The organism is Arthrobacter sp. Soil_C_49, assembly GCF_057656635.1.
Map to the genome: position 1 here is coordinate 175,640 of NZ_JBDGJZ010000004.1, position 20,614 is coordinate 196,253.

Sequence of the window (20,614 nt, forward strand, 5' to 3'; positions counted from 1 at the left end):
CCGGTATTCAGGGTTCCGTTACCGCCCCTTGAGCGCGCTAAGCGCTTCTTCCGCATGGCGCAGGGCATACGGGAGGCGTGCGCCCGGCTCCGGCAGCGAGAAAAGGTAACCCTGCAGCGAGTCGCAGTCCAGGGCGGTGAGGTAATCCGCCTGCGCCACCGTCTCCACGCCCTCGGCCGTGACCGTCAGGCCAAGGCTGTGGGCCATATTGATCATGGAACTGAGGATGGGCAGCCGCTCCGTGCCGAGGCGCACCATAGACACAAAGGTTTTATCGATCTTCACGGTATCCACCGGCAGGTCCTGCAGCCTCCCGAGGGACGAGTAGCCGGTGCCAAAATCGTCCAGGGCAACACGGGCGCCGGCGTTCCGCAGCGTGCTGAGCTGCTTGATCAGGCTGCAGTCGGCGTCGAAAAATACGGACTCCGTCACCTCCAGCACCAGCTGGTACGGTGCCACGCCACTGGCGTCCGCCAGCTGCAGGACCTGCTCGCCGAAATCCGGGTCCTGCAGCTGGACGCCGGAGACGTTGACGGACAGGGACCGGGACGGGTCCTCGCTCAACCACGAGGCCAGCTGCACCATGCCCAGGGCCATTACTTCGGCACCGATTTCGTTGATCAGCCCGGTGCGTTCGGCCAGCGGGATAAAGACCGACGGCGGCACGCGCTCGCCGCTCCTGTCCCACCTTGCCAGCGCCTCGAACTGCGCCACCTGGCCCATCCGGTACGACACGATCGGCTGGAAGTCCACCGAGATTTCTCCCCGGGACACCGCCAGCTGCAGGCCACTCTCCATGTCGGTCCGCTGCACGAGGGCCGTCATCATGTCCGGGTGGAACCGGAGGAAGCGGTTCTTTCCGGCGGCCTTGGCTGCATACATGGCGATGTCCGCCTGCCGCAGCAGCTCCGAAGCGCCCACGTTGTCCTGCCCCACGGAGGCGAGCCCGAGGCTGAGGCTCGGCCGCAGCACGGTGCCGTTAATGGTCACCGGAACATGCAGGCAGCGGACGATGCAGCGCGCAATCTCATCGGCATCCGGGCAGGCGGTCAAGAGCACTACGAACTCGTCACCGCCGAGCCGGGCCACCACATCGGCGGTGGGGACGCAGCCGCGGAGCCGGCGCGCCACTTCGATGAGCATGTCGTCGCCCGCCTGGTGCCCCAGGATGTCGTTGACTTCCTTGAAATCGTCCAGGTCCAGCAGGAGGACATCCACTGCCTTCAGCCGCGGCTCCTTCAGGGCATCCGCCAGCCCGTCATTAAACACAGCCCGGTTGGCCAGCCCCGTCAGCGGATCCTGGAAGGCCATGGTTCGCAGCTTTTCCGCCTGCGCCGCGAGGTCCAGCATGGCCTGGTGCGCCTGCTCCTGGGCCTTGCGCCGCGGGGTGACATCCCGGAAGCTCCACACCCTGCCCACTATTTTCTCACCCACCCGCTGGGGGCGGGAATACCGCTCAAAGGTGCGGCCGTCCTTGAAATCCAGGACATCGTGGCTTTCCGCCGCCGGGTTGTCCTCCAGTTCCTCGATCCGGCTCAGGAATGCTACGGGGTCCGCCACCTGTGACACGACCAGCCGGATAACCGGTTCTTCGCTGTCGCCTTGGAGGAGCTCCGGCGGGATGCCCCACATGGTCAGGAACTGGTCGTTGAAGCCGGCAACATGGCCCTGGTTGCTCATCACCAGGATTCCGTCCGCAGTGGATTCCAGGGTGGCTGTGAGCAGGGACATCGCCTCCCGCAGGTCTTCCTCCGCCGCGGCCCGGTGCGATATGCCCCGGACCGAGAGCAGGACCTGTGGTGCTGAGCCTGCGGGTTGGCCGTCCAGTACCGGGCCGCCCTGTGCCGGGCCGGGGAGCAGTGCGGCAGCCACTTCCGCCGAAAACTCAGACCCGTTGCTGTTCACGCCCAACACCTCGCGGGGCGGCGGCTGTTCCGCCGGCGCCGCCACCAGCTGCTGGAAAAGCCGGTCCACTTCAGCGCGGAAGCCCGCGGCGAACAGTGAGCGGTGATTGCGGCCTGCCAACTCGTGCCTGCTGAAGCCAAAAAGCCTTTCTGCGGCGGCGTTGGCCATGGTGATACTGCCGTCTGACGCAACTGCCAGGAGCGCGTCGGGGCTGGCATCCAGGACCGCGCCGAAAGCGGGCGCTGCTAAACCGTTGCTGCGGCTTTGATAGTCAGCCATCACACCACCCCCCTCGGACATCATAAAGTGCCGGCCGCGAAAATTGGCCGGATCCGGGGAAACGGTTTTTTGCCCGCCGCGGGCTGCATTACCCCGCTACACGTGCAGGGCATGCAAAAGCGCCGTCCTCCGGGTGCGGGGAACGGCGCTTTGGCTTAGGAAATATGAGCTGCAGCTATACGCGGCGGCTGCTCCGGTTGGTGACTGCCCCATAGATCAGCAGTACGACAATCGATCCGAGGATGGCCAGCAGCCACGTGCGGATATCGAAGAACTCAGCCAGTCCGCCGCCGAAGATCAGCGAGCCGATCCAGCCGCCCAGGATGGCGCCGACGACGCCGAGGACCATGGTGACTACCCAGCCTCCGCCTTGACGTCCCGGCAGGATGGCCTTGGCAATAGCACCCGCGATCAGGCCCAAAATGAGAAATCCGAGAATACCCATGTTGTCACTCCTTAATCAGTAAGTTGTGCCGTGCCCCCATATCCGGTTCCCTAATTCAATCAGCGTGCTTACTACACTTCAAGAGTTTGTTTATCACGGGATGACTATCAGTTTGGCCGGGCAACATGTCCCGCTGCTGCAGCCGGCGCCGGCGTAGGTAAGGGGATCCGCGGTTTTCGGGCTTCCGGTGGCCGCTTCGATAGAGTTGGCTGTTTCCGGCCGAAAAACCAAGGAGATCCGGTATGTCCAGCCCGCAGACCGTCCGGCCACGTGCCATTTTCCTCGATATCGATGGCACGTACGCGGACCACGGGGTGGTCCCGGATGCCCATGTGGAAGCTGTGCGGACAGCCCGGCGGCAAGGCCACCTCGTCTTCGTGTGCACGGGCCGGCCGCTGTCCATGGTGCCCGGCCACATCCTGGATGCCGGGTTCGACGGCGTGATCACCGGCGCCGGCGCCCGGGTGGACCTGAACGGCGAGGTACTGAAGGACACGCGGTTCAGCGATGATCTGGCGGCGCGGATCGTGGACACACTGGATGCCAACAATGTGGCTTACATCCTTGAGGCGCCGGAGGCGCTGCATGGAAGGACCGGCGTGGGTGAGCGCCTGCGGCGCGTGCTGACGCCCGTGTTTGCCGGCAGGTCCGGGCACGACGGCGTCCTGAGCACTGACGTTGATCCGGTGGAGGACATCCTGGGCCCGGTGCAGTACAGCGATGACCTCCGGTCCGTGTCCTACGCCAAGATCTCCTGTTTTGACTCCCCGGTTCCGTTGACCGGCCTGATGGCGGGGCTGGGCCCGGACGTCGGACTCATCCCCAGTTCGCTCTCCGCACTTGGCGACACTGCAGGGGAAATTTTTATGGCCGGAACCCACAAAGCGGTGGGCATTCAGGTGGTGGAGAAGCACCTGGGACTGAGGCGCGAGGACATTGTGGCCATCGGCGACAGCGCCAATGACATCGAGATGCTCGAGTACGCAGCCATCGGCATCGCCGTGGAGGATGGCCACCCCAAGGTACTGGCCGTCGCTGACAGGTTTACGCCCGGCCCGGCCGGCAATGGCGTGGCGCTCGCGTTTGCCGGACTCGGGCTCTTGGGCTAACCCTCCTTCAGCCGGCCGGCTCCGGTTCAGTTGCTTGGCATGGTCCAGTGAGCTGGGTGGCGGTCATGGTGCCGGCAGAGGTTCCGAGGCCGCGCACCACCCAGCCTTCGGACTGCCAGGCCGCCGCATTCAGCACGTTGCGTGCATCCAGCACCACCCGCCGTCGTACCAGCGCCCCCGCAACCCCGGGCGAAAGGCGGCGGTACTCATCCCACTCGGTGAGCAGGAGCACCAACTCGGCGCCCTGCAACGCCTGCAGGATGGAGGCCTCAAACCGGAGCCGCGGATAGCGCCGCCAGGCATGGTTCACCGCCTTGGGATCGGTGACGGTCACGTGCGCCCCGGCAGCCGCGAGCCGGTCGGCGACGTCCAGGGCGGGGGAGTCGCGGATGTCGTCGGTGTCCGGCTTGAAGGATGCGCCGAGCACCGTGATGGAGCGCCCGGCGAGGCCCCCGCCGCAGAGTTCTGCGGCGAGGTTGATGGTCCGGGCGCGCTGGCCGAGGTTGACCGAATCGACCAGCTGCATCCAGTCCTCCACTGCGGTGACGCCGAGGCCGGCGGCCTGGGAACGGAAGCTGCGGATGTCCTTGGGCAGGCAGCCGCCGCCGAAGCCCAGGCCGGCATGAAGGTACCGGCCGCCGATCCGTGGGTCCATGCCCATCGCCTCGCTGAGCTCCGCCACGTCCGCGCCGGCGGCGTCGCAGAGTTCGGCCACCGCATTGATGAAGCTGACCTTGGTGGCCAGATACGCGTTTGCTGCCGACTTGATGAGTTCGGCAGTGGCGAAATTGCAGGCCAGGCGTGGAATGCCGGCGTCGAGCAGCGGCTCGTAGACGGCGTCCAGGGCAGCCGTCACGCCGGTGGGTGCGCCCGTGTCCGCATTGAACGCTGCCGCGCGGCCGCCGTCCACACCGTAGACCAGCCGGTCCGGCACCAGTGAGTCCTTCACAGCTGTGCCCTGTCGGAGAAACTCCGGGTTCCAGCCCAGCAGCACGTCCGGCCGGCTGCCCAGCACCCCGCGGAGCATCTCCACAGTGCCCACGGGCACCGTTGATTTGCCGACGACGACGGCGCCAGCGGCCAGGTGCGGCAGCAGCGCCTCCGCGGCGGAGACGAGATAGGTGAGGTCGGCGGCGTCGGAGGCCTTGTGCTGCGGCGTTCCCACGCACAGGAAGTGCACCTGCGCGCCCTTGGCCGCCGCCGCCGTCGTGGAGAAGCTCAGCCGCCCCGTGGCGAGGCCGTCCTGCAGCAGCTCGTCCAGGCCGGGCTCGTGGAAGGGGGCCGCGCCGCGGGAAAGCTGGTCCACCTTGGCCGGATCGACGTCGATGCCCACCACGGTGTGGCCCATGGAGGCCAGGGTGGCGGCGTGGACCGCGCCGAGGTAGCCGCAGCCAATCACAGAGATCTTCATCAGGCCCACCCGCGCCCTAACCTCGCAAGCTCGGCCAGGGGACCCGGCGGGCGTGGGCCCAGCGCAACCACAGGCGTATCGGCGATGACCTCTTCGTAGTGCCGGACCAGCTCTTGGCAGATCGCAGGCCAGGTCCTGTGCTGCACCGAGGCGTGGGCTGCTGCGGCGAAGGCGCGGCGCTTGGCGTCGTCACCCACCAGGTCCACAACGTGGGCGCGCAGGGCGGACAGGTCTCCGGGCTCGTAGAGCCAGCCCGTCCGGGAGTTCTCCACCAGGTCCAGGGGGCCGCCGCGGCCTGTAGCCACCACCGGCACACCCGATGCCATGGCCTCCTGGATGGTCTGGCAGAACGTTTCGAACTCGCCCGGATGGACAAAGAGGTCAAAGGACGCCATGGCGCGTGCCAGGTCATCGCCGCCCAGGAATCCGGTGAAAACCGCCTCCGGGAGGGCCTCCTCCAGAGGTGCCCGCTGCGGACCGTCGCCCACAATCACAAGCCGGGTGCCGGATATCCCGGCCAGCGCGGCCAGGTCTTCCACCTGCTTCTCCACGGCCAGCCGGCCCACGTAGCCGATGATCCGCTCACCGGGAGCCACCGAAGCCCGCCACCCGTCGTCGCGCTTTGCCGGCGAAAAGCGCGCCGTGTCCACGCCGCGCCGCCACATCCGGACCCGGGGGATGCCGCGGCCGCGCAACTGGTTCAGCGCGAACGTGGACGGCACCAGGGTGCGGGCGGCGAGCAGGTGGATATTCTCCACCCGGTTCCAGGCCCAGTTCTCCAGGAACGGGACACCGTACCGTGCCGCGTACCCGGGAACCTCGGTCTGGTAGATGGCCACGGCGGGGATGCCCAGCTGGTGGGCCGCCTGGGCGGCGCGCCAACCAAGGACGAACGGTGAGGCGAGGTGGACCACGTCCGGTGCGTAGTCGGCAAGGATTCGCTTGACCCGGTACACACCGCCCATCGCCACCCGAACGTTCGCGTAACCGGCCAACGGAACCGCCGGGAGCCGGTGGATCTCCGCGCCCTTGACGTGGTCCGGCGCTTCGCCGTCCAGCGCGGACGGGGCGATGACCAGGACGTCGTCGCCCCGGTCCTGGAGATGGTCCAGCACCCGCAGGATGGAATGCGTAACGCCGTTCATCAGGGGCAGGAATGATTCAGCAACAATTGCGATCCTCACCCCTCCACGGTGGACGCGCGGCCTTGCCGGGCGGGGGACCCGATGTAACGCCGGGGGAAAGGTTAGGGAAACATCAGGCAGGCGTTGAACACGGAACAGTCACGAATGCCGGGCCGGCCCCTCATTCTATTGACCGTGCTGGTCAGCGGACTTATGATTCAAACCACTCAGGTGTTATGAAACGATTCATTGCTTTCGCATAGACCCCAAAGGTGCGGTTCATTTATGCAGCAAGAACGCAAGGAGATTCCCGTTCCCGGGAGCCCGGACGGAGGGCCGCTGCTGTCGCTGACCGGTGCCGCCAAGACTTTCGGCCCGGTAGTGGCGCTGGCGGACGGCACGGTGGAGATCCGGTCCGGAGAAATCCATGCGCTGGTGGGTGAGAACGGCGCCGGCAAATCCACTCTCGTGAAAATCCTCGCCGGCCTGCACCATCCGGACTCCGGCGATTTCCGGCTTGGCGGCGAGCCCGTCCACTTCAGGAATGTGGCTGAAAGCAAGGCCGCCGGCATCTCGGTCATCTACCAGGAACCCACCCTGTTTCCGGACCTTACCGTGGCCGAAAACATTTTCATCGGCCGGCAGCCCAAGGGACGGGCCGGGCTGATCAGCCGCGCCGGGATGCGGCGGCAGGCCGCCGAACTGTTCCAGCGGCTGGGCGTTCCCATCGATCCGTCCCGTGTGGCGGAAGGGCTTTCCATCGCCGACCAGCAGATCATCGAGATCGCCAAGGCCATCTCACTGGACGCAAAGGTGCTGGTCATGGACGAGCCCACCGCCGCCCTCAGCGGCGTTGAGGTGGAGCGGCTTTTCGCCGTGGCCCGCTCCCTGCGGGACAAGGGCACAGGCATCCTGTTCATCTCGCACCGCTTCGACGAAGTGTTTGACCTCTGCGACCGGATCACCGTGATGCGCGACGGCCGCTACATCGCAACCCACCGGACCGCCGAGGTGACGGTAGAACAAATTGTCCGGGAAATGGTGGGCAGGGACATCGGAACGCTGTTTCCCAAGGCCGCTGCGGAGATCGGGCGCACGGTCCTGAAGGTGGAGGGGCTCAGCAGGTCCGGCATTTTCCGGGACATCAGCTTCGAAGTCCGGGCCGGCGAAATTGTGGCGCTCGCGGGCCTGGTGGGTGCCGGCAGGACCGAGGTGGCGCGTGCAGTGTTCGGCATCGATGCCTATGACTCCGGGCAGATCCAGGTGGAGGGGAAACCGCTCAAGGCCCGTGATCCGCAGGCCGCCATCGCCGCCGGCCTGGGCTTTGTGCCCGAGGACCGCCGCAAACAGGGTCTGGTAATGAACCTGTCGGTGGCCCGGAACGTGACGCTCACCCTGCGGAACAAGTTCGTGACCGCCGGGCTCATCAACGGCAGCAAGGAGCGTGCTGCCGCGAAGGAGTGGAGCCAACGGCTGCAGGTCAAGGCCGGTAGCCAGGAACACGCCGTCTCCACCCTTTCCGGCGGGAACCAGCAGAAGGTGGTGCTGGCCAAGTGGTTGGCCACCGATCCCAAGCTGCTCATCATCGACGAGCCCACCCGCGGCATCGACGTGGGCACCAAGAGCGAAGTGCACCGCCTCATCTCCGACCTCGCCGGCCGCGGCATCGCCATCCTGATGATCTCCTCCGAACTGCCCGAGGTCCTGGGCATGGCGGACCGCGTCCTCGTGATGCGCGAGGGCCGGATCACTGCCCAGCTGGACAGGGCGGACGCCAACCCCGAATCGGTAATGCACGCGGCAACCTCCGCGGCAGGAGTGATGGAATGAGTTCCACAGTCAAACCCGGGGAAAAAGGCACGACGCCGGCACTCGCCCCCGGTGGCAGCGGCGGCCTCGGTACCCTGCTGCGCCTGCGCGAACTCCCCGTGCTGATCGCTTTGGCGCTGCTGGTGCTCATCACCTACCTCAACAACCCGCTGTTCCTGTCCCCGCAGGGAGTTAAGGACCTGCTCCTCAACGCCACCATCATCGTGATCCTGGCGGCCGGACAGACCCTGCTCATCATCACCCGCAACATCGACCTGTCCGTTGGCTCCATGCTGGGGCTGGTTGCCTTCGGCACCGGCTCCATCTTCGTTGCCATGCCTGGGCTGCCGATCGTTGTGGTGCTGCTCCTCGGCATGGCGTTCGGCGCCCTGCTCGGAGCGTTTAACGGGTTCCTGGTGACGGTGGCCAAAGTGCCCGCGCTGGTCATCACCCTCGGCACCCTGTACGTGTTCCGCGGGATGAACAATGCCTGGGCCGGCGGGAAGCAGTATTTTGCGGGGGACCGGCCGGAAGCCTTCGGTGCCCTTTCCGTGGACACCGTGCTGGGCTTCCCGATCATCACCCTGCTGGCCATCGCCGTGGTGGTCGCCGTCGCGGTCTACATGGCAGGCACCCGGCCGGGCCGGGACCTGTACGCCATCGGTTCGGACCCGGAAGCGGCGAAGGTGCTGGGCATCAAAGTGTCCCAGCGGGTGTTCCTGGCGTTCTTGGCCAACGGAGCCCTGGCCGGCCTCGCCGGAGTCCTGTACGCCAGCCGCTTTAACTCAGTGGGGGCAACTACAGGGACAGGGATGGAACTGGATGTGGTGGCCGCCGCCGTGGTGGGCGGGGTGGCGATCTTCGGCGGCAGCGGGACAGTTGCCGGGGCTGCTCTGGGTGCGGTGCTGCTGACCACCATCACCAGTTCGCTGACCGCGCTGCGGGTGGACAAATTCTGGCAGCAGGCCATTGTGGGCATTCTGATCCTGACGGCCATCGTGATCGACCGCCTGGCCAGCCTCCGGACAGCCAGGAAACTGCGGACAAGCGAGGCACGGAATGTCTGAAACCACCACGTCCGGCGGCACCCCTGCGGCCGTGCCCGTCGCCGACAGCACCAAGCCGCTTGCCACCGAGCCAAAGGGGCGGACCGGCGCGGCCCGCATCCTGGGCAGCCGGGACGCCGTCACCATCTACGCCCTCCTCGCCTTCCTGGTCTTCGCCGCCATCACCATCCCGCGCTTCGCCTCACCGGTAACCACCGGGTTCCTGCTGCTGGATGTCATACCCGTCCTGCTGATCGCCATGCCGATGACCCTCATCATTGTGACCGGTGAAATCGATCTGTCCGTGGCGAGCATCGCCGGGCTGACCAGCGCGCTGATGGGCGTCCTCTGGTCCGGCGGCCTGGACATCTGGCTGGTGCTGGCCCTGTGCCTGCTGGCGGGGGTCGGTGCGGGAATGTTCAACGGCGTCCTGATCGCTGTCCTCGGCCTGCCGTCACTGGCCGTTACCATCGGCACGCTGGCGCTCTTCCGGGGCCTGGCGCTGGTGGTCATCGGGGACAATGCCGTGGCGAACTTCCCCAAGCCGCTGACTGCCTTCTTCACCTCCAAACTGGGGGCCACCGGCATTCCCACGGTGATGATCGGCGTCGTCCTTATTGTGTTGTTCTTTGGCATCCTGCTCCACTTCACGCCGTTCGGCAGGGGGCTCTTCGCGATGGGCTACAGCAAGGAGGCGGCCAACTTCGTGGGCATCAAGGTTGCCCGCAGCAAGTTCTGGCTCTACGTGGCTTCCGGCGCCGTGTCTGCCCTGGCCGGGATCTACTGGACGCTGCGCTACACCAGTGCCCGCAGCGACAACGCGTCGGGGCTGGAACTGGCCGTCATCGCGGCCGTGCTGCTGGGCGGCGTTTCCATCTTCGGCGGCAAGGGCACCATTCCCGGCGTGGTAGCCGGCGTCCTGCTGATCGGCAGCCTGAACTACGCCCTGCGCCTGGGGCGGGTGTCCGACGTCGTCCTCATCACCGTCACCGGGCTGCTGCTCATCTTCTCCGTGGTGGCACCGAGCGTTGGCGCCGCGGTACGGGAATGGCGGCACCTCCGGCGGGTACGCCGGAGCTTCAGCCAGGGCCCAGCCTCCGGGGGTTCCACCGGCGCCGTGCATTGAACCGCCGCAGGACTTATCAAGACCGAGCACAACAAGGGAAAAGGAAAACAAAGATGTTGAACCGAAAATACCCCGGCCGGCACCCCCACCTGGCCCCGCTCGTGGCCATCACGGCCGCCGCAGCAATGGCCCTGACGGCGTGCAGCGGCGGCTCGGGAACATCGGGGGAGACTTCAGCCGCTGTGCAGGACCAGAAAATCACGTTCATCCCCAAGCAGTTGAACAACCCCTATACGGACGTCGTCCTGGGCGGCGGCAAGACCGGTGCGCAGGAGGCCGGGTTCGCATCGTCGCAGGTGGTGGGGCCCCTGGAGGCATCGGCGTCGAGCCAGGTCTCGTTCATCAACGCTGAAACCCAGGCGGGAACCAACGTCATTGTCATCGCGGCCAACGATCCCGACGCCGTCTGCACGGCCTTGGGGGAGGCGCGCTCCGCCGGCGCCAAGATCGTAGCTTTCGACTCGGATGCCAACCCCGACTGCCGCGACGTGTTCATCAGCCAAGTGGTGGCCAAGGACGTAGCGCTCATCCAGACCAAGCTGATCGCCGAGCAGATCGGCGGAGCCGGTGAGATTGCCATCCTCTCCGCCACGGCCAACGCCACCAACCAGAACGAGTGGATCAAGTTCATGGAGGAGGACCTGGCCTCCAACCCGGCCTACAAGGACATCAAGCTCGTGGCCAAGGTCTACGGCGACGACGACGACACCAAGTCCTTCCAGGAAGCCCAGGGCCTGCTGCAGGCACACCCCAACCTGAAGGGCATCATTTCGCCCACCACTGTGGGGATTGCCGCCACCGCCCGGTACCTCTCCACCTCCGCCTACAAGGGCAAGGTTGCGCTGACCGGGCTGGGGCTGCCGAACGAGATGCGGCCGTTCGTCAAGGACGGCACGGTTAAGGAGTTCGCCCTCTGGGATCCCGCCCAGCTCGGCTACGTTGCAGCGTTCGCCGGCAAGGCCCTCGTTGAGGGGAAGATCACCGGAGCCGCCGGCGATAAGTTCACCGCCGGCAACCTGGGCGACCGCACCGTTGAGGAAGGCGGAAAGGTCATCGTGGGCCCGCCCACCGTCTTCAATAAAGACAACATCGACAAGTACGACTTCTAGCGCTCCGGAGCCCGGGCGGGCAGCCTTTGCCCGCCCGGCCTGCCGTCTAATGCGCTGTACTAATGCGCGGAAAGGCTGCCATGGCCACCACCAGGAAATCTGCCGCTGCCTTGCTGGAACCCCACAAGCGCCGGCCCACCCGGATCGGCCTGGTGTCCGGGGGACTGGGCGCCTACTGGCCCCAATTTCCGGATCTCCTCCCGCAACTTGAGGAATCGGCAAGGTATGTCACGTCACGCTTCCAGGAGATGGATGCCGAGGTGATCGACGCCGGTTTCATATCGGACGCCGCCCAGGCCGTGCCTGCCGGAGAAAAACTACGGCAGGCTGACTGCGACCTGATCGTCATCTTCCTGGCCACCTACCTGACGTCGTCCATGGTCCTGCCCGTGGCCCAGCGGTCCGGCAGCCCGGTGCTGGTGATCGACCTTCAGCCAACGGAAGCGATGGACCATGCGAATTTCGATACCGGAGCCTGGCTTGCCTATTGCGGCCAATGCCCGGTGCCCGAGGTTGCCAATGTCTTCCGCCGGGCGGGTATCGAGTTCCGGTCCGTCTCCGGGTACCTGACGCAGGATTCCGCGTGGGAAAGGATCAACCAGTGGGTGCACGCCGCCGGCGTCCGCGCCCGGCTCCGGAACGCCCGCCATGGACTCATGGGCCACCTCTATCCGGGCATGCTCGACGTTGCCACCGACCTGACCACTGTTTCCACCACCTTCGGCTCCCACGTCGAGGTGCTCGAATTCGATGACCTCCGGGAACGCGTCACGGCGGTCACGGATGCCGAGGTGTTAGAGCGCCTTGACCTGGCCCGGGAGCTGTTTGTCCTCGATGAGTCCGTGAACGACGACGACTTTGCCTGGGGTGCCCGGGTTTCCGTGGGCCTGGACCGGCTTGTCAAAGACTTCGACCTGGACTCGGTGGCCTACTACCACCGCGGCCTGGCGGGAGAACAGCATGAGCGGCTGGGTGCCGGGATGATCCTGGGCTCCTCCATCCTCACCGCGCGTGGAATCCCCATGGCGGGGGAGTATGAGCTGCGGACCTCCATTGCCATGCTGACTGCCCAAGCCATCTGCGCCGGAGGTTCCTTCACCGAAATCCAGGCCCTGAATTTCTTTGACAACGTGGTGGAGATGGGCCATGACGGGCCGGCGCATCTCGCGGTCTCGGCGAAGGACCCGCTGCTGCGTGGACTGGGTGTCTATCACGGCAAACGGGGCTGGGGTGTGTCCGTGGAATTCGACGTCCGGCCCGGACCGGTCACCACGGTGGCCCTGGGGCAGGACCCGGACGGCAGCTACGTTTTTGTAACGTCGGAAGGGGAAGTGGTTCCTGGCCCGCTGCTGGCCATCGGCAACACTACGTCGCGGGTGGACTTCGGCGGCGATCCGGGCCTCTGGGTCGACCGGTGGAGCCAAACCGGAACCGGCCACCACTGGGCGTTGTGCCTGGGCCACCGGGCGGCCGACGTCAAGGCCGCCGCATCGCTGGTGGGCATCGAGCACCGGCACGTTTCACTGTCGCAGGGAGCCTGAATTCCGTTCAGCATGAAATAGCCCCTCGCGTTGGGTCGCCACATCCCGGGCGAAAAAATTACTAAGTAGACTTCCCTTTTGATGCTAAGCATGCTTACCGTAGATGGGCAGTCAGCGCGATGCCTCTAGCAAAGGGGGCGGAGGCCGTGCCGGGGAAAACCCGGCGCCGGAGCATCCATGCTGGCTTGACCTAGCGCAACGACACATCCAAGGAGACGTCATGCTCAACAGGGAAAACATTGAAAGCCTGCTCAACAAGGGTGGCAACGTCATCGGTTCCGACGGCGAGAAGATCGGCTCAATCGGCCAGCTCTACGCGGACGACGACACGGGCGAGCCCACATGGGTCACCGTCAAGACCGGTCTCTTCGGCACTTCCCAGTCCTTTGTGCCGGTCGAAGGGGCACACACCCAGGGCGACGACCTGGTGGTCCCCTACAGCAAGGAGCACGTCAAGGACGCGCCGCGGGTAGACGTGGACGGGCACCTCACCCCTGAGGAAGAGGACCGCCTGTACACCTACTACGAGCGCGGCGGTGCCCGGACCTACTCCGACACCCGCGGCGATGACGCCCGGAGCGATGTGGACCTGCAGGGCGACGCGGACCTTAACGCCGGCACTCCCAACGCAGGTGCCGCGGGCTATGCATCGGACCGCGACACCGTGGGCCGGGACACCTCCGGCCCCACCACTGACGACGCCATGACCCGCTCGGAGGAGCGGCTCCACGTCGGCACCGAGCGGGAGGCTGCCGGCCGCGCAAGGCTCCGGAAGTACGTGACCACGGAGAACGTCACCAAGACAGTTCCGGTGCGGCGTGAAGAGGTCCGACTGGAGCGGGAGCCCATCACTGACGCGAACCGCGGCGCGGCGCTGGACGGCCCGGATATCAGCGAGGAAGAGCATGAGGTGATCCTGCACGAGGAGCGCCCCGTGGTGGAGAAGGAAACGGTCCCCGTGGAGCGGGTCCGCCTCGACAAGGATGTGGTCCAGGATGACGTCACGGTCACCGAGGAAGTCCGCAAGGAGCACATTGAAGCCGATGGCGACGGCGTGGACAGCGGCCTGCGCCGCTGATCCTTTCCGCTGCTGAGGCCCTGCCTTCGCGCCGCTGAACGGGACCGGCGCGAGGCAAGCGCTACGAAACCAGCCAAGCAGCGAACGACGCCGGGAGTCCATTTGGGGGCTCCCGGCGTCGTTGTGCATGCGGAACTTTTTGTTCTCTTGCCGCAGCCGGCGCCTGCTGGTGGCGTTAGCCGCGGAATGCTGGTGCAGCCGCGCCCGGAAGCGGCAACTGCACCAGCCAGTAGGACGAATATCTTCAGAACTTAGTGTTCTTCTCCCATTCGCGGCTCCTGTTTCCCGGGCTACGGATACCGGGCTATGTCCTGTCGGCCGCCATGTTCCGTGAGAACAGCCAGCCAGCAACAATCATTACGACGCCCAAGACCAGGTGGGTCCAGTTGTCCATCATGTTCAGCGACAGGAAATTCGCCGCCGAACCAACGCCGACAATCAGCCCGAAGACGGCCAGGACGATGTAGAGCGCACCGGCTCCGAGAAGGAAATTACGGGCGCCATGCTCGGTGCGGGCCATTGCCAGGCCGGTTGCGCCGATGGCCAGCTGCACGATGTTGAGCAGCATGGATACCTGGAACAGACCAAGGAACATGGCGTGCGAAGCCGGTCCGAGGAACATCAGTTCGCTGTATTGGGTAGTGACGCCGGGGATAAAGCCCAGCACACCCACCAGCATCAAAACAATTCCCACTCCCATGCCCGCGTTTTGGACGTCTGCCCGTCCAAAGTGAACGCCGTGGGCATGTGGGGATGCGGTAGTCATTCTTGCCTCCAACCACTCATGTGGACAGTTAAATTTTACGGCGGACCCTAGCGAAAAGCGCCGGCGCAAGGGGCACTGAGTCGGTGCCCACAAGGGGGTTGTGCCTGTCGGTCACGGACCGGGCGGGGCCGCCGTGACACCATGGAAAACGATGAAACTGCGCGCTGATCAGACCGGAGACCGTGGCCTTCCCATGCCCTTGTGGCTGCAGGGTGCCCTCGAGACGGCCCAGGCAGCCATCATCTCGGCCTTGGTGGTGATCGCACCGGTCCTGGCCGTCTGGGCAACCGCCGGTTTCCATGACGGCGCCGTCGACTTCCTGGCCCGCCTGGCCGGCCAGTCCTGGCTGCTGGTCCATGGGGTGCCGCTGGAGCTCAAGGCCGCCGGCTCCACCGCGGCTGCCAACTCAGGTTCCGGACTGCTCACGCTTATTCCGCTTGGCCTCACGCTGATCCCCTTCCTGCTGGCCTGGCGGGCAGGGCGCAGGCTGGCCCGGGCCTCCTACACGGACCAGCTGTGGCAAGCCCTCCTCGGTTCCTGGGTGGTGTACGCGGCGTTCGGCGCGGCAACGGGGTTCGTCTGCCGCACGCCGGACGTCGGCATCAATGCCTGGCACGCCATGTTCATCCCCCTCATTCCCTACGCCCTGGGCATGGTGATCGGCGCCCGCCGCGAGGCAGGCTCCTGGAGCCGGCTGATCGGCGTCGACGCGGTGGACTGGATTTCCCGCACCAGCCAGCACTCGCGCTGGGCAGGGTCCTACCTGGGTTCGGCGGCGAAGGCCGGTTTCGTGGCGGTGATGTCCGCCCTGGCGCTCGCCGCACTGCTGCTGGCCGTTGATCTGTTCATCCACTGGAACCTGGTGGTCGCTGTTTATGAAGCGCTCGACGCCGGCGCGGTGGGAGGTGCCGCCCTCACCATCGCGCAACTGGGGTTCCTGCCCAACCTCGTGGTTTTTGCCCTGGCCTGGACGTCGGGCTCAGGTTTCGCCATGGGGGTCGGTTCGCAGGTGGGTCCGCTGGGCACCTCCGTGGGTCCGCTTCCTTCCGTCCCGGTGCTGGCCGCCATCCCGGCCGGGTCCCTGGAGTACGCGGTTGTCGCGTTGATCGTCCCGGTCCTGGCCGGTGTCCTGGCCGGCTGGTGGTTCCTGCGCGAAGGCGAAAACCACTTCGACGAGTGGCTTTCCATCAAGGTCCGGGCCCGGTGGTTCACTGCCACGGTTTCCACCTTGGTGTTGGGGGTGCTGTGCGGGCTGGCTGCCGGGCTGCTGACCGCGGGGCTTGCCTGGCTGGCGCGCGGCTCGGCCGGGATCGGACGGCTCACGGCGATCGGTCCGGACCCTTTGTGGACGGGAGTCTGGGTGGCTGCGGAAATTGCTGCCGGCGTCGTGATTGGGTACGCGGCCGGGCCGTGGCTGGAACGTGAGCAGGCGCCAAAGGAAGAGGCCCCGGAGCTGGTCCGGTAGGACCTGGGGTTTAGGGGAGTCCGGCAGGCAGCGAGCCCTGCAGCTGCACCCGGCACGCCGACTGCGCCTGGTCCGTCAATGCCCGGCCGGCGCAGGCCTGGTACTCACGCACTTCATCGAAGAACAGTGCCGTGACCAGGATCAGCAGCACCATGATCGCGGACACCACCAGACCCGAGATGGTACCGATCAGGACAAGCCGGGACTCCTTCAGCCGCGCGGCGCGGACCAGCAGCACCATGCCCAGGGCAAGGCTGGCCACTGTCAGTAACGCTGTCAGCCAGAGGTAGTTGACGTCCAGCTGGTACACAAAGAACGCGCCGAGCACTGAAACCACAAAGATCCGGAACAGGGTTTGGGTCTTGGCGAGCGAGGCCTTAGCTGCCTCGCTGAGCGGCGGTTTTGTGCGCTGCTGCCCAGCCGGTTGCGGTGTGGAGTTCATGTTTTCCAGCCTACGCGAGGCTGCCCATAAGCTAGAGCCATGCGCATCGTAGTCCTCGTTTCCGGTACCGGGTCCAACCTCCAGGCAGTTATTGACGCGGTTAAGGCAGGGGACCTGGACGTGGAAATCGCGGCGGTGGGTGCCGACCGGCCGGGCACTTACGGAGTGGAACGCTCCGCAGCTGCCGGCATCCCCACCTTTGTTGTGGACTTCAAGGACTACGCGGACCGGGCTGAATGGAACGCCGCACTGACCAAAGCCGTTGCCGCTTTCGAGCCGGATGTGGTGGTGTCCTCCGGGTTCATGCGCATTGTCAGCCCGGAGTTCATCGACGCCTTCAATGGCAAGTACCTCAACACCCACCCCGCCCTGCTCCCGGCTTTCCCCGGCGCCCATGGTGTCCGGGATGCGATGGCGTACGGCGTGAAGGTTACCGGCTGCACTGTCCACTGGGCCGACGCCGGCGTGGACACCGGGCCCATCATCGCCCAGGAAGCGGTGGCCATCGAGGAGTCCGATACCGAGGAAACACTGCACGAGCGCATCAAGGTGGTGGAGCGCCGGCTGCTGGTGTCCACCCTGGCAACCCTCGCCGCCGCCGGCAAGCACGCCTGATCCAGGCTCGATCCCGCCGCCTCAGCCAGCGCCGTCGACGCGCATATTCCTTTTCGAGGCGCATACGCCGTGGCGCACCCGAAATTTGGCGTGCGCCACGGAATGCCCGTGTCGATATTGAATTAGCGTGTCGCCGGCGGCCTAGTCGAGGCGGCGCTGCCTGGTCTCGGGGGAGAAGAACGCCATCCACAACACCGCAAGGAGGACCAGGCCGCCGGCCAGCGCAAAGGACGTGGCCAGGCCCAGCTCAGGCCAGAAGTAGTTCGCGAAGATGAGCGGGCCGAAGCCGGCGCCAAGCCGGGAGAACGTGGATGCCCAGCCGAAACCGGTGCCGCGCAGTTCGGTGGGGTAGAGCTCGGAGACGTAGGCGTACAGGACCGGGATGGCCACCTGCACCACGAACCCGAACACCAGCAGCCAGAACACCGCCGCCGTGGGGATGTCCACCACAATCGCCACGATCACCAGGGTCAGCGCGGACAGCGGCCCGGTGATGGCGAGGATCCACTTGCGGCCTACACGTTCCACCAGCAGGGCCGCCACAATAACGCCCAGGAGCCCGACGGCGGCCATGGATGCCGTGGTGATAAACGCCTTGTACTCCGCGAAGCCCGCGCCGATCAGGATCCGGGGCATCCACGTCAGCGACAGGTAGTAGACCAGCAGGATGGTGAAGAACAGGGACCAGGCGGCAGCTGTGATCTTCCAATTGAACTGCCACACGAGGCGCAGCTGGTGCCAGGCGCTGCCTGCCGAGAGCCGGGGTACTTCCTTGGCGTCGGGCAGGCTGTAGGCGCGGGGTTCCGCCCCGGTGGCCGCCACCAGTCCGTCGATGACCTTGGCTGCTTCCTCGCGCCGGCCCTTGCGGATCAGGAACAGCGGGGACTCGGGCACGCTCCGGCGGACCCAGAACACCAGCAGCGCAGGCAGCACCATCACCAGCATGGTCAGCCGCCAGTCGCCGTACAGCGCCACGAGCCCGGCTGAGACAAAGCCGGCCAACGCAGCACCCACGGGCCACCAGCCGTCCATGGCCGTGAGGACCTTGCCGCGCTGCTTGCGGGGCGTGAACTCACCCACCAGGGCATAGTCCACCGGAATGCAGCCCCCCAGGCCGAAGCCGGCCATGAACCGGAAGACACAGAACCAGACGAAATCGGGGGAGAAGGCACCCAGCACGGTGAAGAGGGAAAAGATCAGCAGGGTGGCGGTGAAGGCCTTCTTGCGCCCGATGGTGTCCGCGATGGTGCCCCACACAAAAGCACCCAGGGCCATGCCGATCAGGTTGGCCGTTCCCACCCAGGCAACCTCGCCCGGTGTCAGGGCCCAGTGCGTGGAGAGCAGGGGGATGAGGATGCCATTGAGGGTCACGTCCCAGGCGTCGAACATAAAGCCGAGGCCGCCGATCACGAAAATCCTGCCCTGGACTTTCCATCGCCATGGCAGTTCCTGGACCACCTGCTCGCCGCTTGGCACAGTGGTGTAAGTATTCATCGCAGCCTCCTGCAAGAACTTTAGCCCGGCCCGCTGGCGTTCACACTTCCGCCTGCACAGGGGGCAAACTGCACTTCGCGATAAACTGGCCGTATCCCCACCAACCGCGGCACTGGTCCGCGAGATAAGACGGAGACATTTGTGAGCTTCACGCAGCATGAGCGCGTATCCATTGACCGTGTTCCCATCCGCCGGGCCCTGATCTCGGTTTACGACAAGACCGGTCTGGAGGAGCTCGCCCAGGGCCTGCATGCAGCGGGCGTGAAGCTTGTGTCCACCGGGTCCACGGCCAAAAAGATCGCCGCCGCCGGCATCCCGGTCCAGGAAGTTGAGGAAGTCACCGGCTCGCCCGAAATGCTGGACGGCCGCGTGAAGACGCTGCACCCGCGCGTGCACGGCGGCATCCTCGCCGACCGCCGCGTCCCGGCGCACATGGAAACGCTCACCAGCATGGAGATCGAACCATTCGACCTGGTGGTGGTGAACCTCTACCCGTTCGTCGAGACGGTGAAGTCCGGCGCTGCCCAGGACGACGTTGTGGAGCAGATCGACATCGGGGGCCCCGCCATGGTGCGCTCCGCAGCGAAGAACCATGCCGCCGTCGCCATCGTGGTAGACCCCACGTTTTACGGCCAGGTAGTCACCGCTGCCGCTGAGGGCGGCTTCGACCTGAAGACCCGACGCCGGCTGGCTGCAAAGGCGTTTGCCCACACCGCTTCATATGACAACGCCGTGGCCACCTGGACCGCGAGCCAGTTCCTGGATGAAGACGGTGACGGCGTCATCGACTGGCCTGCCTACGCCGGCCTTTCGCTGGAGCGCTCCGAGGTGCTCCGCTACGGCGAGAACCCGCACCAGCAGGCAGCCCTCTACGTTGACAAGGCGGCCCCTGCCGGCATCGCACAGGCCGACCAGCTGCACGGCAAGGCCATGAGCTACAACAACTTCGTTGACGCCGACGCTGCCCTCCGCGCCGCCTACGACTTCAGCGAGCCCGCCGTCGCCATCATCAAGCACGCCAACCCCTGCGGCGTTGCCGTGGGCGCTGCTGATGCCGCGGACCCCATTGCCGACGCACACGCCAAGGCACACGCCTGCGATCCCGTCTCCGCATTCGGCGGCGTCATTGCCGCGAACCGCACGGTGACCGCGGGCATGGCCAACACGGTGAAGGACATCTTCACGGAGGTTGTCATCGCGCCGGGCTTCGAACCGGAGGCAGTGGAGATCCTGTCTAAAAAGAAGAACATCCGCCTGCTTGCCCTTCCCGAAGGCTACGGCCGCTACCCCACGGAGATCCGCCAGGTTTCTGGCGGTGTCCTGGTCCAGGTCAGCGACAAGGTTGATGCCGACGGCGACAACCCCGCCAACTGGACCCTCGCCGCCGGCGAGGCCGCGGATGACAAGACGCTCGCTGACCTCGCCTTTGCCTGGACGGCCTGCCGCGCTGCCAAGTCCAACGCGATCCTGCTGGCCCAGGACGGGGCTGCCGTGGGCATCGGCATGGGGCAGGTCAACCGCCTGGATTCCTGCCGGCTGGCCGTCGAACGGGCCAACACTCTTGGCGTGCAGGTGGAGTCCGACGTCGAAGGCGCCGGCGGTGCATCAAACGCCAGCGGTGACGGGGCACCCCAGCGGGCCCGCGGCGCTGTCGCGGCGTCCGATGCCTTCTTCCCGTTCGCTGACGGCCTGCAGATCCTGATCGACGCCGGCGTCCGGGCAGTGGTCCAGCCCGGCGGTTCAGTCCGCGATGATGAAGTCATCGCCGCGGCCAATGCGGCCGGCATCACGATGTACTTCACGGGAGCACGCCACTTCTTCCACTAAAAGTAGAACGAACGACGGCGCCT

The 20,614-nt window shown here is 66.0% G+C and carries 17 protein-coding genes; 10 read left to right on the plus strand and 7 right to left on the minus strand.

Annotation, left to right across the window (positions count from 1 at the left end; translation table 11 throughout):
• Positions 1-18: 18 nt before the first annotated feature.
• Positions 19-2,184, minus strand: a complete 2,166-nt coding sequence (locus tag AC3A4Z_RS08990; protein ID WP_498711281.1) for a putative bifunctional diguanylate cyclase/phosphodiesterase — start codon at positions 2,182-2,184, stop codon at positions 19-21.
• Between the two features lie 175 nt (positions 2,185-2,359).
• Complete coding sequence (locus tag AC3A4Z_RS08995; RefSeq protein WP_050055989.1) at positions 2,360-2,629, minus strand: GlsB/YeaQ/YmgE family stress response membrane protein; 270 nt, start codon at positions 2,627-2,629, stop codon at positions 2,360-2,362.
• A 242-nt stretch (positions 2,630-2,871) separates the two neighbouring features.
• Between AC3A4Z_RS08995 and AC3A4Z_RS09000 the strand changes: the two genes are divergently transcribed.
• Entirely contained in the window at positions 2,872-3,738 is an 867-nt protein-coding gene (locus tag AC3A4Z_RS09000; protein WP_498711282.1) for an HAD hydrolase family protein, read from the plus strand.
• Positions 3,739-3,745: 7 nt separating this feature from the next.
• On the opposite strand, the gene AC3A4Z_RS09005 is transcribed toward AC3A4Z_RS09000, so the two are convergent.
• Positions 3,746-5,149, minus strand: coding sequence for a UDP-glucose dehydrogenase family protein (locus AC3A4Z_RS09005; protein ID WP_498711283.1), 1,404 nt, complete (start codon positions 5,147-5,149; stop codon positions 3,746-3,748).
• Entirely contained in the window at positions 5,149-6,333 is a 1,185-nt protein-coding gene (locus AC3A4Z_RS09010; protein ID WP_498711284.1) for a glycosyltransferase family 4 protein, read from the minus strand. Before AC3A4Z_RS09010 ends, AC3A4Z_RS09005 begins: the two co-directional genes overlap by 1 nt.
• Positions 6,334-6,558: 225 nt before the next feature.
• On the opposite strand from AC3A4Z_RS09010, the gene AC3A4Z_RS09015 reads away from it, so the two are divergent.
• From AC3A4Z_RS09015 to AC3A4Z_RS09040, 6 genes are all read left to right on the plus strand, one after another.
• Positions 6,559-8,103 (plus strand): sugar ABC transporter ATP-binding protein, encoded by a 1,545-nt coding sequence (locus AC3A4Z_RS09015; RefSeq protein ID WP_498711285.1) that lies wholly within the window; start codon positions 6,559-6,561, stop codon positions 8,101-8,103.
• Positions 8,100-9,149 (plus strand): ABC transporter permease, encoded by a 1,050-nt coding sequence (locus tag AC3A4Z_RS09020; protein WP_498711286.1) that lies wholly within the window; start codon positions 8,100-8,102, stop codon positions 9,147-9,149. Before AC3A4Z_RS09015 ends, AC3A4Z_RS09020 begins: the two co-directional genes overlap by 4 nt.
• Entirely contained in the window at positions 9,142-10,254 is a 1,113-nt protein-coding gene (locus AC3A4Z_RS09025) for an ABC transporter permease (RefSeq protein ID WP_498711287.1), read from the plus strand. Before AC3A4Z_RS09020 ends, AC3A4Z_RS09025 begins: the two co-directional genes overlap by 8 nt.
• 53 nt (positions 10,255-10,307) lie before the next feature.
• Positions 10,308-11,363, plus strand: a complete 1,056-nt coding sequence (gene rhaS / locus AC3A4Z_RS09030) for a rhamnose ABC transporter substrate-binding protein (protein ID WP_498711288.1) — start codon at positions 10,308-10,310, stop codon at positions 11,361-11,363.
• An 80-nt stretch (positions 11,364-11,443) separates the two neighbouring features.
• On the plus strand, positions 11,444-12,904 hold the full coding sequence (locus tag AC3A4Z_RS09035) for an arabinose isomerase (protein WP_498711289.1): 1,461 nt from the start codon (positions 11,444-11,446) through the stop codon (positions 12,902-12,904).
• A gap of 220 nt (positions 12,905-13,124) precedes the next feature.
• Positions 13,125-13,982: a DUF2382 domain-containing protein gene (locus tag AC3A4Z_RS09040; protein ID WP_498711290.1), complete on the plus strand. Its 858-nt coding sequence runs from the start codon at positions 13,125-13,127 to the stop codon at positions 13,980-13,982.
• A gap of 304 nt (positions 13,983-14,286) precedes the next feature.
• Here AC3A4Z_RS09040 and AC3A4Z_RS09045 read toward each other — a convergent pair whose 3' ends face one another.
• Positions 14,287-14,748, minus strand: coding sequence for a DUF4383 domain-containing protein (locus AC3A4Z_RS09045; RefSeq protein WP_498711291.1), 462 nt, complete (start codon positions 14,746-14,748; stop codon positions 14,287-14,289).
• A gap of 151 nt (positions 14,749-14,899) precedes the next feature.
• Here AC3A4Z_RS09045 and AC3A4Z_RS09050 point away from each other — a divergent pair, with 151 nt between their 5' ends.
• Positions 14,900-16,213, plus strand: a complete 1,314-nt coding sequence (locus AC3A4Z_RS09050) for a cell division protein PerM (protein WP_498711292.1) — start codon at positions 14,900-14,902, stop codon at positions 16,211-16,213.
• A 10-nt stretch (positions 16,214-16,223) separates the two neighbouring features.
• Here AC3A4Z_RS09050 and AC3A4Z_RS09055 read toward each other — a convergent pair whose 3' ends face one another.
• Entirely contained in the window at positions 16,224-16,655 is a 432-nt protein-coding gene (locus AC3A4Z_RS09055) for a hypothetical protein (protein WP_498711293.1), read from the minus strand.
• Between the two features lie 39 nt (positions 16,656-16,694).
• Here AC3A4Z_RS09055 and purN point away from each other — a divergent pair, with 39 nt between their 5' ends.
• Positions 16,695-17,270 carry a phosphoribosylglycinamide formyltransferase gene (gene purN, locus AC3A4Z_RS09060; RefSeq protein WP_498711294.1) on the plus strand — a complete coding sequence of 192 codons (576 nt, stop codon included), beginning with the start codon at positions 16,695-16,697 and terminating at the stop codon, positions 17,268-17,270.
• 141 nt (positions 17,271-17,411) lie between these two features.
• On the opposite strand, the gene AC3A4Z_RS09065 is transcribed toward purN, so the two are convergent.
• The gene (locus tag AC3A4Z_RS09065) at positions 17,412-18,764 is read right to left on the minus strand and encodes an MFS transporter (RefSeq protein ID WP_498711295.1); all 1,353 of its coding nucleotides are present in this window, start codon (positions 18,762-18,764) and stop codon (positions 17,412-17,414) included.
• A gap of 141 nt (positions 18,765-18,905) precedes the next feature.
• Here AC3A4Z_RS09065 and purH point away from each other — a divergent pair, with 141 nt between their 5' ends.
• Positions 18,906-20,591 carry a bifunctional phosphoribosylaminoimidazolecarboxamide formyltransferase/IMP cyclohydrolase gene (purH, locus tag AC3A4Z_RS09070; protein ID WP_498711296.1) on the plus strand — a complete coding sequence of 562 codons (1,686 nt, stop codon included), beginning with the start codon at positions 18,906-18,908 and terminating at the stop codon, positions 20,589-20,591.
• The last annotated feature ends 23 nt before the right edge of the window (positions 20,592-20,614 follow it).

Excerpts from the sequence above, each read along its gene's own strand:
- AC3A4Z_RS08990 (WP_498711281.1), bottom strand. The coding sequence starts at position 2,184 with ATGGCTGACTATCAAAGCCGCAGCAACGGTTTAGCAGCGCCCGCTTTC.
- AC3A4Z_RS08995 (WP_050055989.1), bottom strand. The coding sequence starts at position 2,629 with ATGGGTATTCTCGGATTTCTCATTTTGGGCCTGATCGCGGGTGCTATT.
- AC3A4Z_RS09000 (WP_498711282.1), top strand. The coding sequence starts at position 2,872 with ATGTCCAGCCCGCAGACCGTCCGGCCACGTGCCATTTTCCTCGATATC.
- AC3A4Z_RS09005 (WP_498711283.1), bottom strand. The coding sequence starts at position 5,149 with ATGAAGATCTCTGTGATTGGCTGCGGCTACCTCGGCGCGGTCCACGCC.
- AC3A4Z_RS09015 (WP_498711285.1), top strand. The coding sequence starts at position 6,559 with ATGCAGCAAGAACGCAAGGAGATTCCCGTTCCCGGGAGCCCGGACGGA.
- AC3A4Z_RS09020 (WP_498711286.1), top strand. The coding sequence starts at position 8,100 with ATGAGTTCCACAGTCAAACCCGGGGAAAAAGGCACGACGCCGGCACTC.
- AC3A4Z_RS09025 (WP_498711287.1), top strand. The coding sequence starts at position 9,142 with ATGTCTGAAACCACCACGTCCGGCGGCACCCCTGCGGCCGTGCCCGTC.
- rhaS (WP_498711288.1), top strand. The coding sequence starts at position 10,308 with ATGTTGAACCGAAAATACCCCGGCCGGCACCCCCACCTGGCCCCGCTC.
- AC3A4Z_RS09035 (WP_498711289.1), top strand. The coding sequence starts at position 11,444 with ATGGCCACCACCAGGAAATCTGCCGCTGCCTTGCTGGAACCCCACAAG.
- AC3A4Z_RS09040 (WP_498711290.1), top strand. The coding sequence starts at position 13,125 with ATGCTCAACAGGGAAAACATTGAAAGCCTGCTCAACAAGGGTGGCAAC.
- AC3A4Z_RS09045 (WP_498711291.1), bottom strand. The coding sequence starts at position 14,748 with ATGACTACCGCATCCCCACATGCCCACGGCGTTCACTTTGGACGGGCA.
- AC3A4Z_RS09050 (WP_498711292.1), top strand. The coding sequence starts at position 14,900 with ATGAAACTGCGCGCTGATCAGACCGGAGACCGTGGCCTTCCCATGCCC.
- AC3A4Z_RS09055 (WP_498711293.1), bottom strand. The coding sequence starts at position 16,655 with ATGAACTCCACACCGCAACCGGCTGGGCAGCAGCGCACAAAACCGCCG.
- purN (WP_498711294.1), top strand. The coding sequence starts at position 16,695 with ATGCGCATCGTAGTCCTCGTTTCCGGTACCGGGTCCAACCTCCAGGCA.
- AC3A4Z_RS09065 (WP_498711295.1), bottom strand. The coding sequence starts at position 18,764 with ATGAATACTTACACCACTGTGCCAAGCGGCGAGCAGGTGGTCCAGGAA.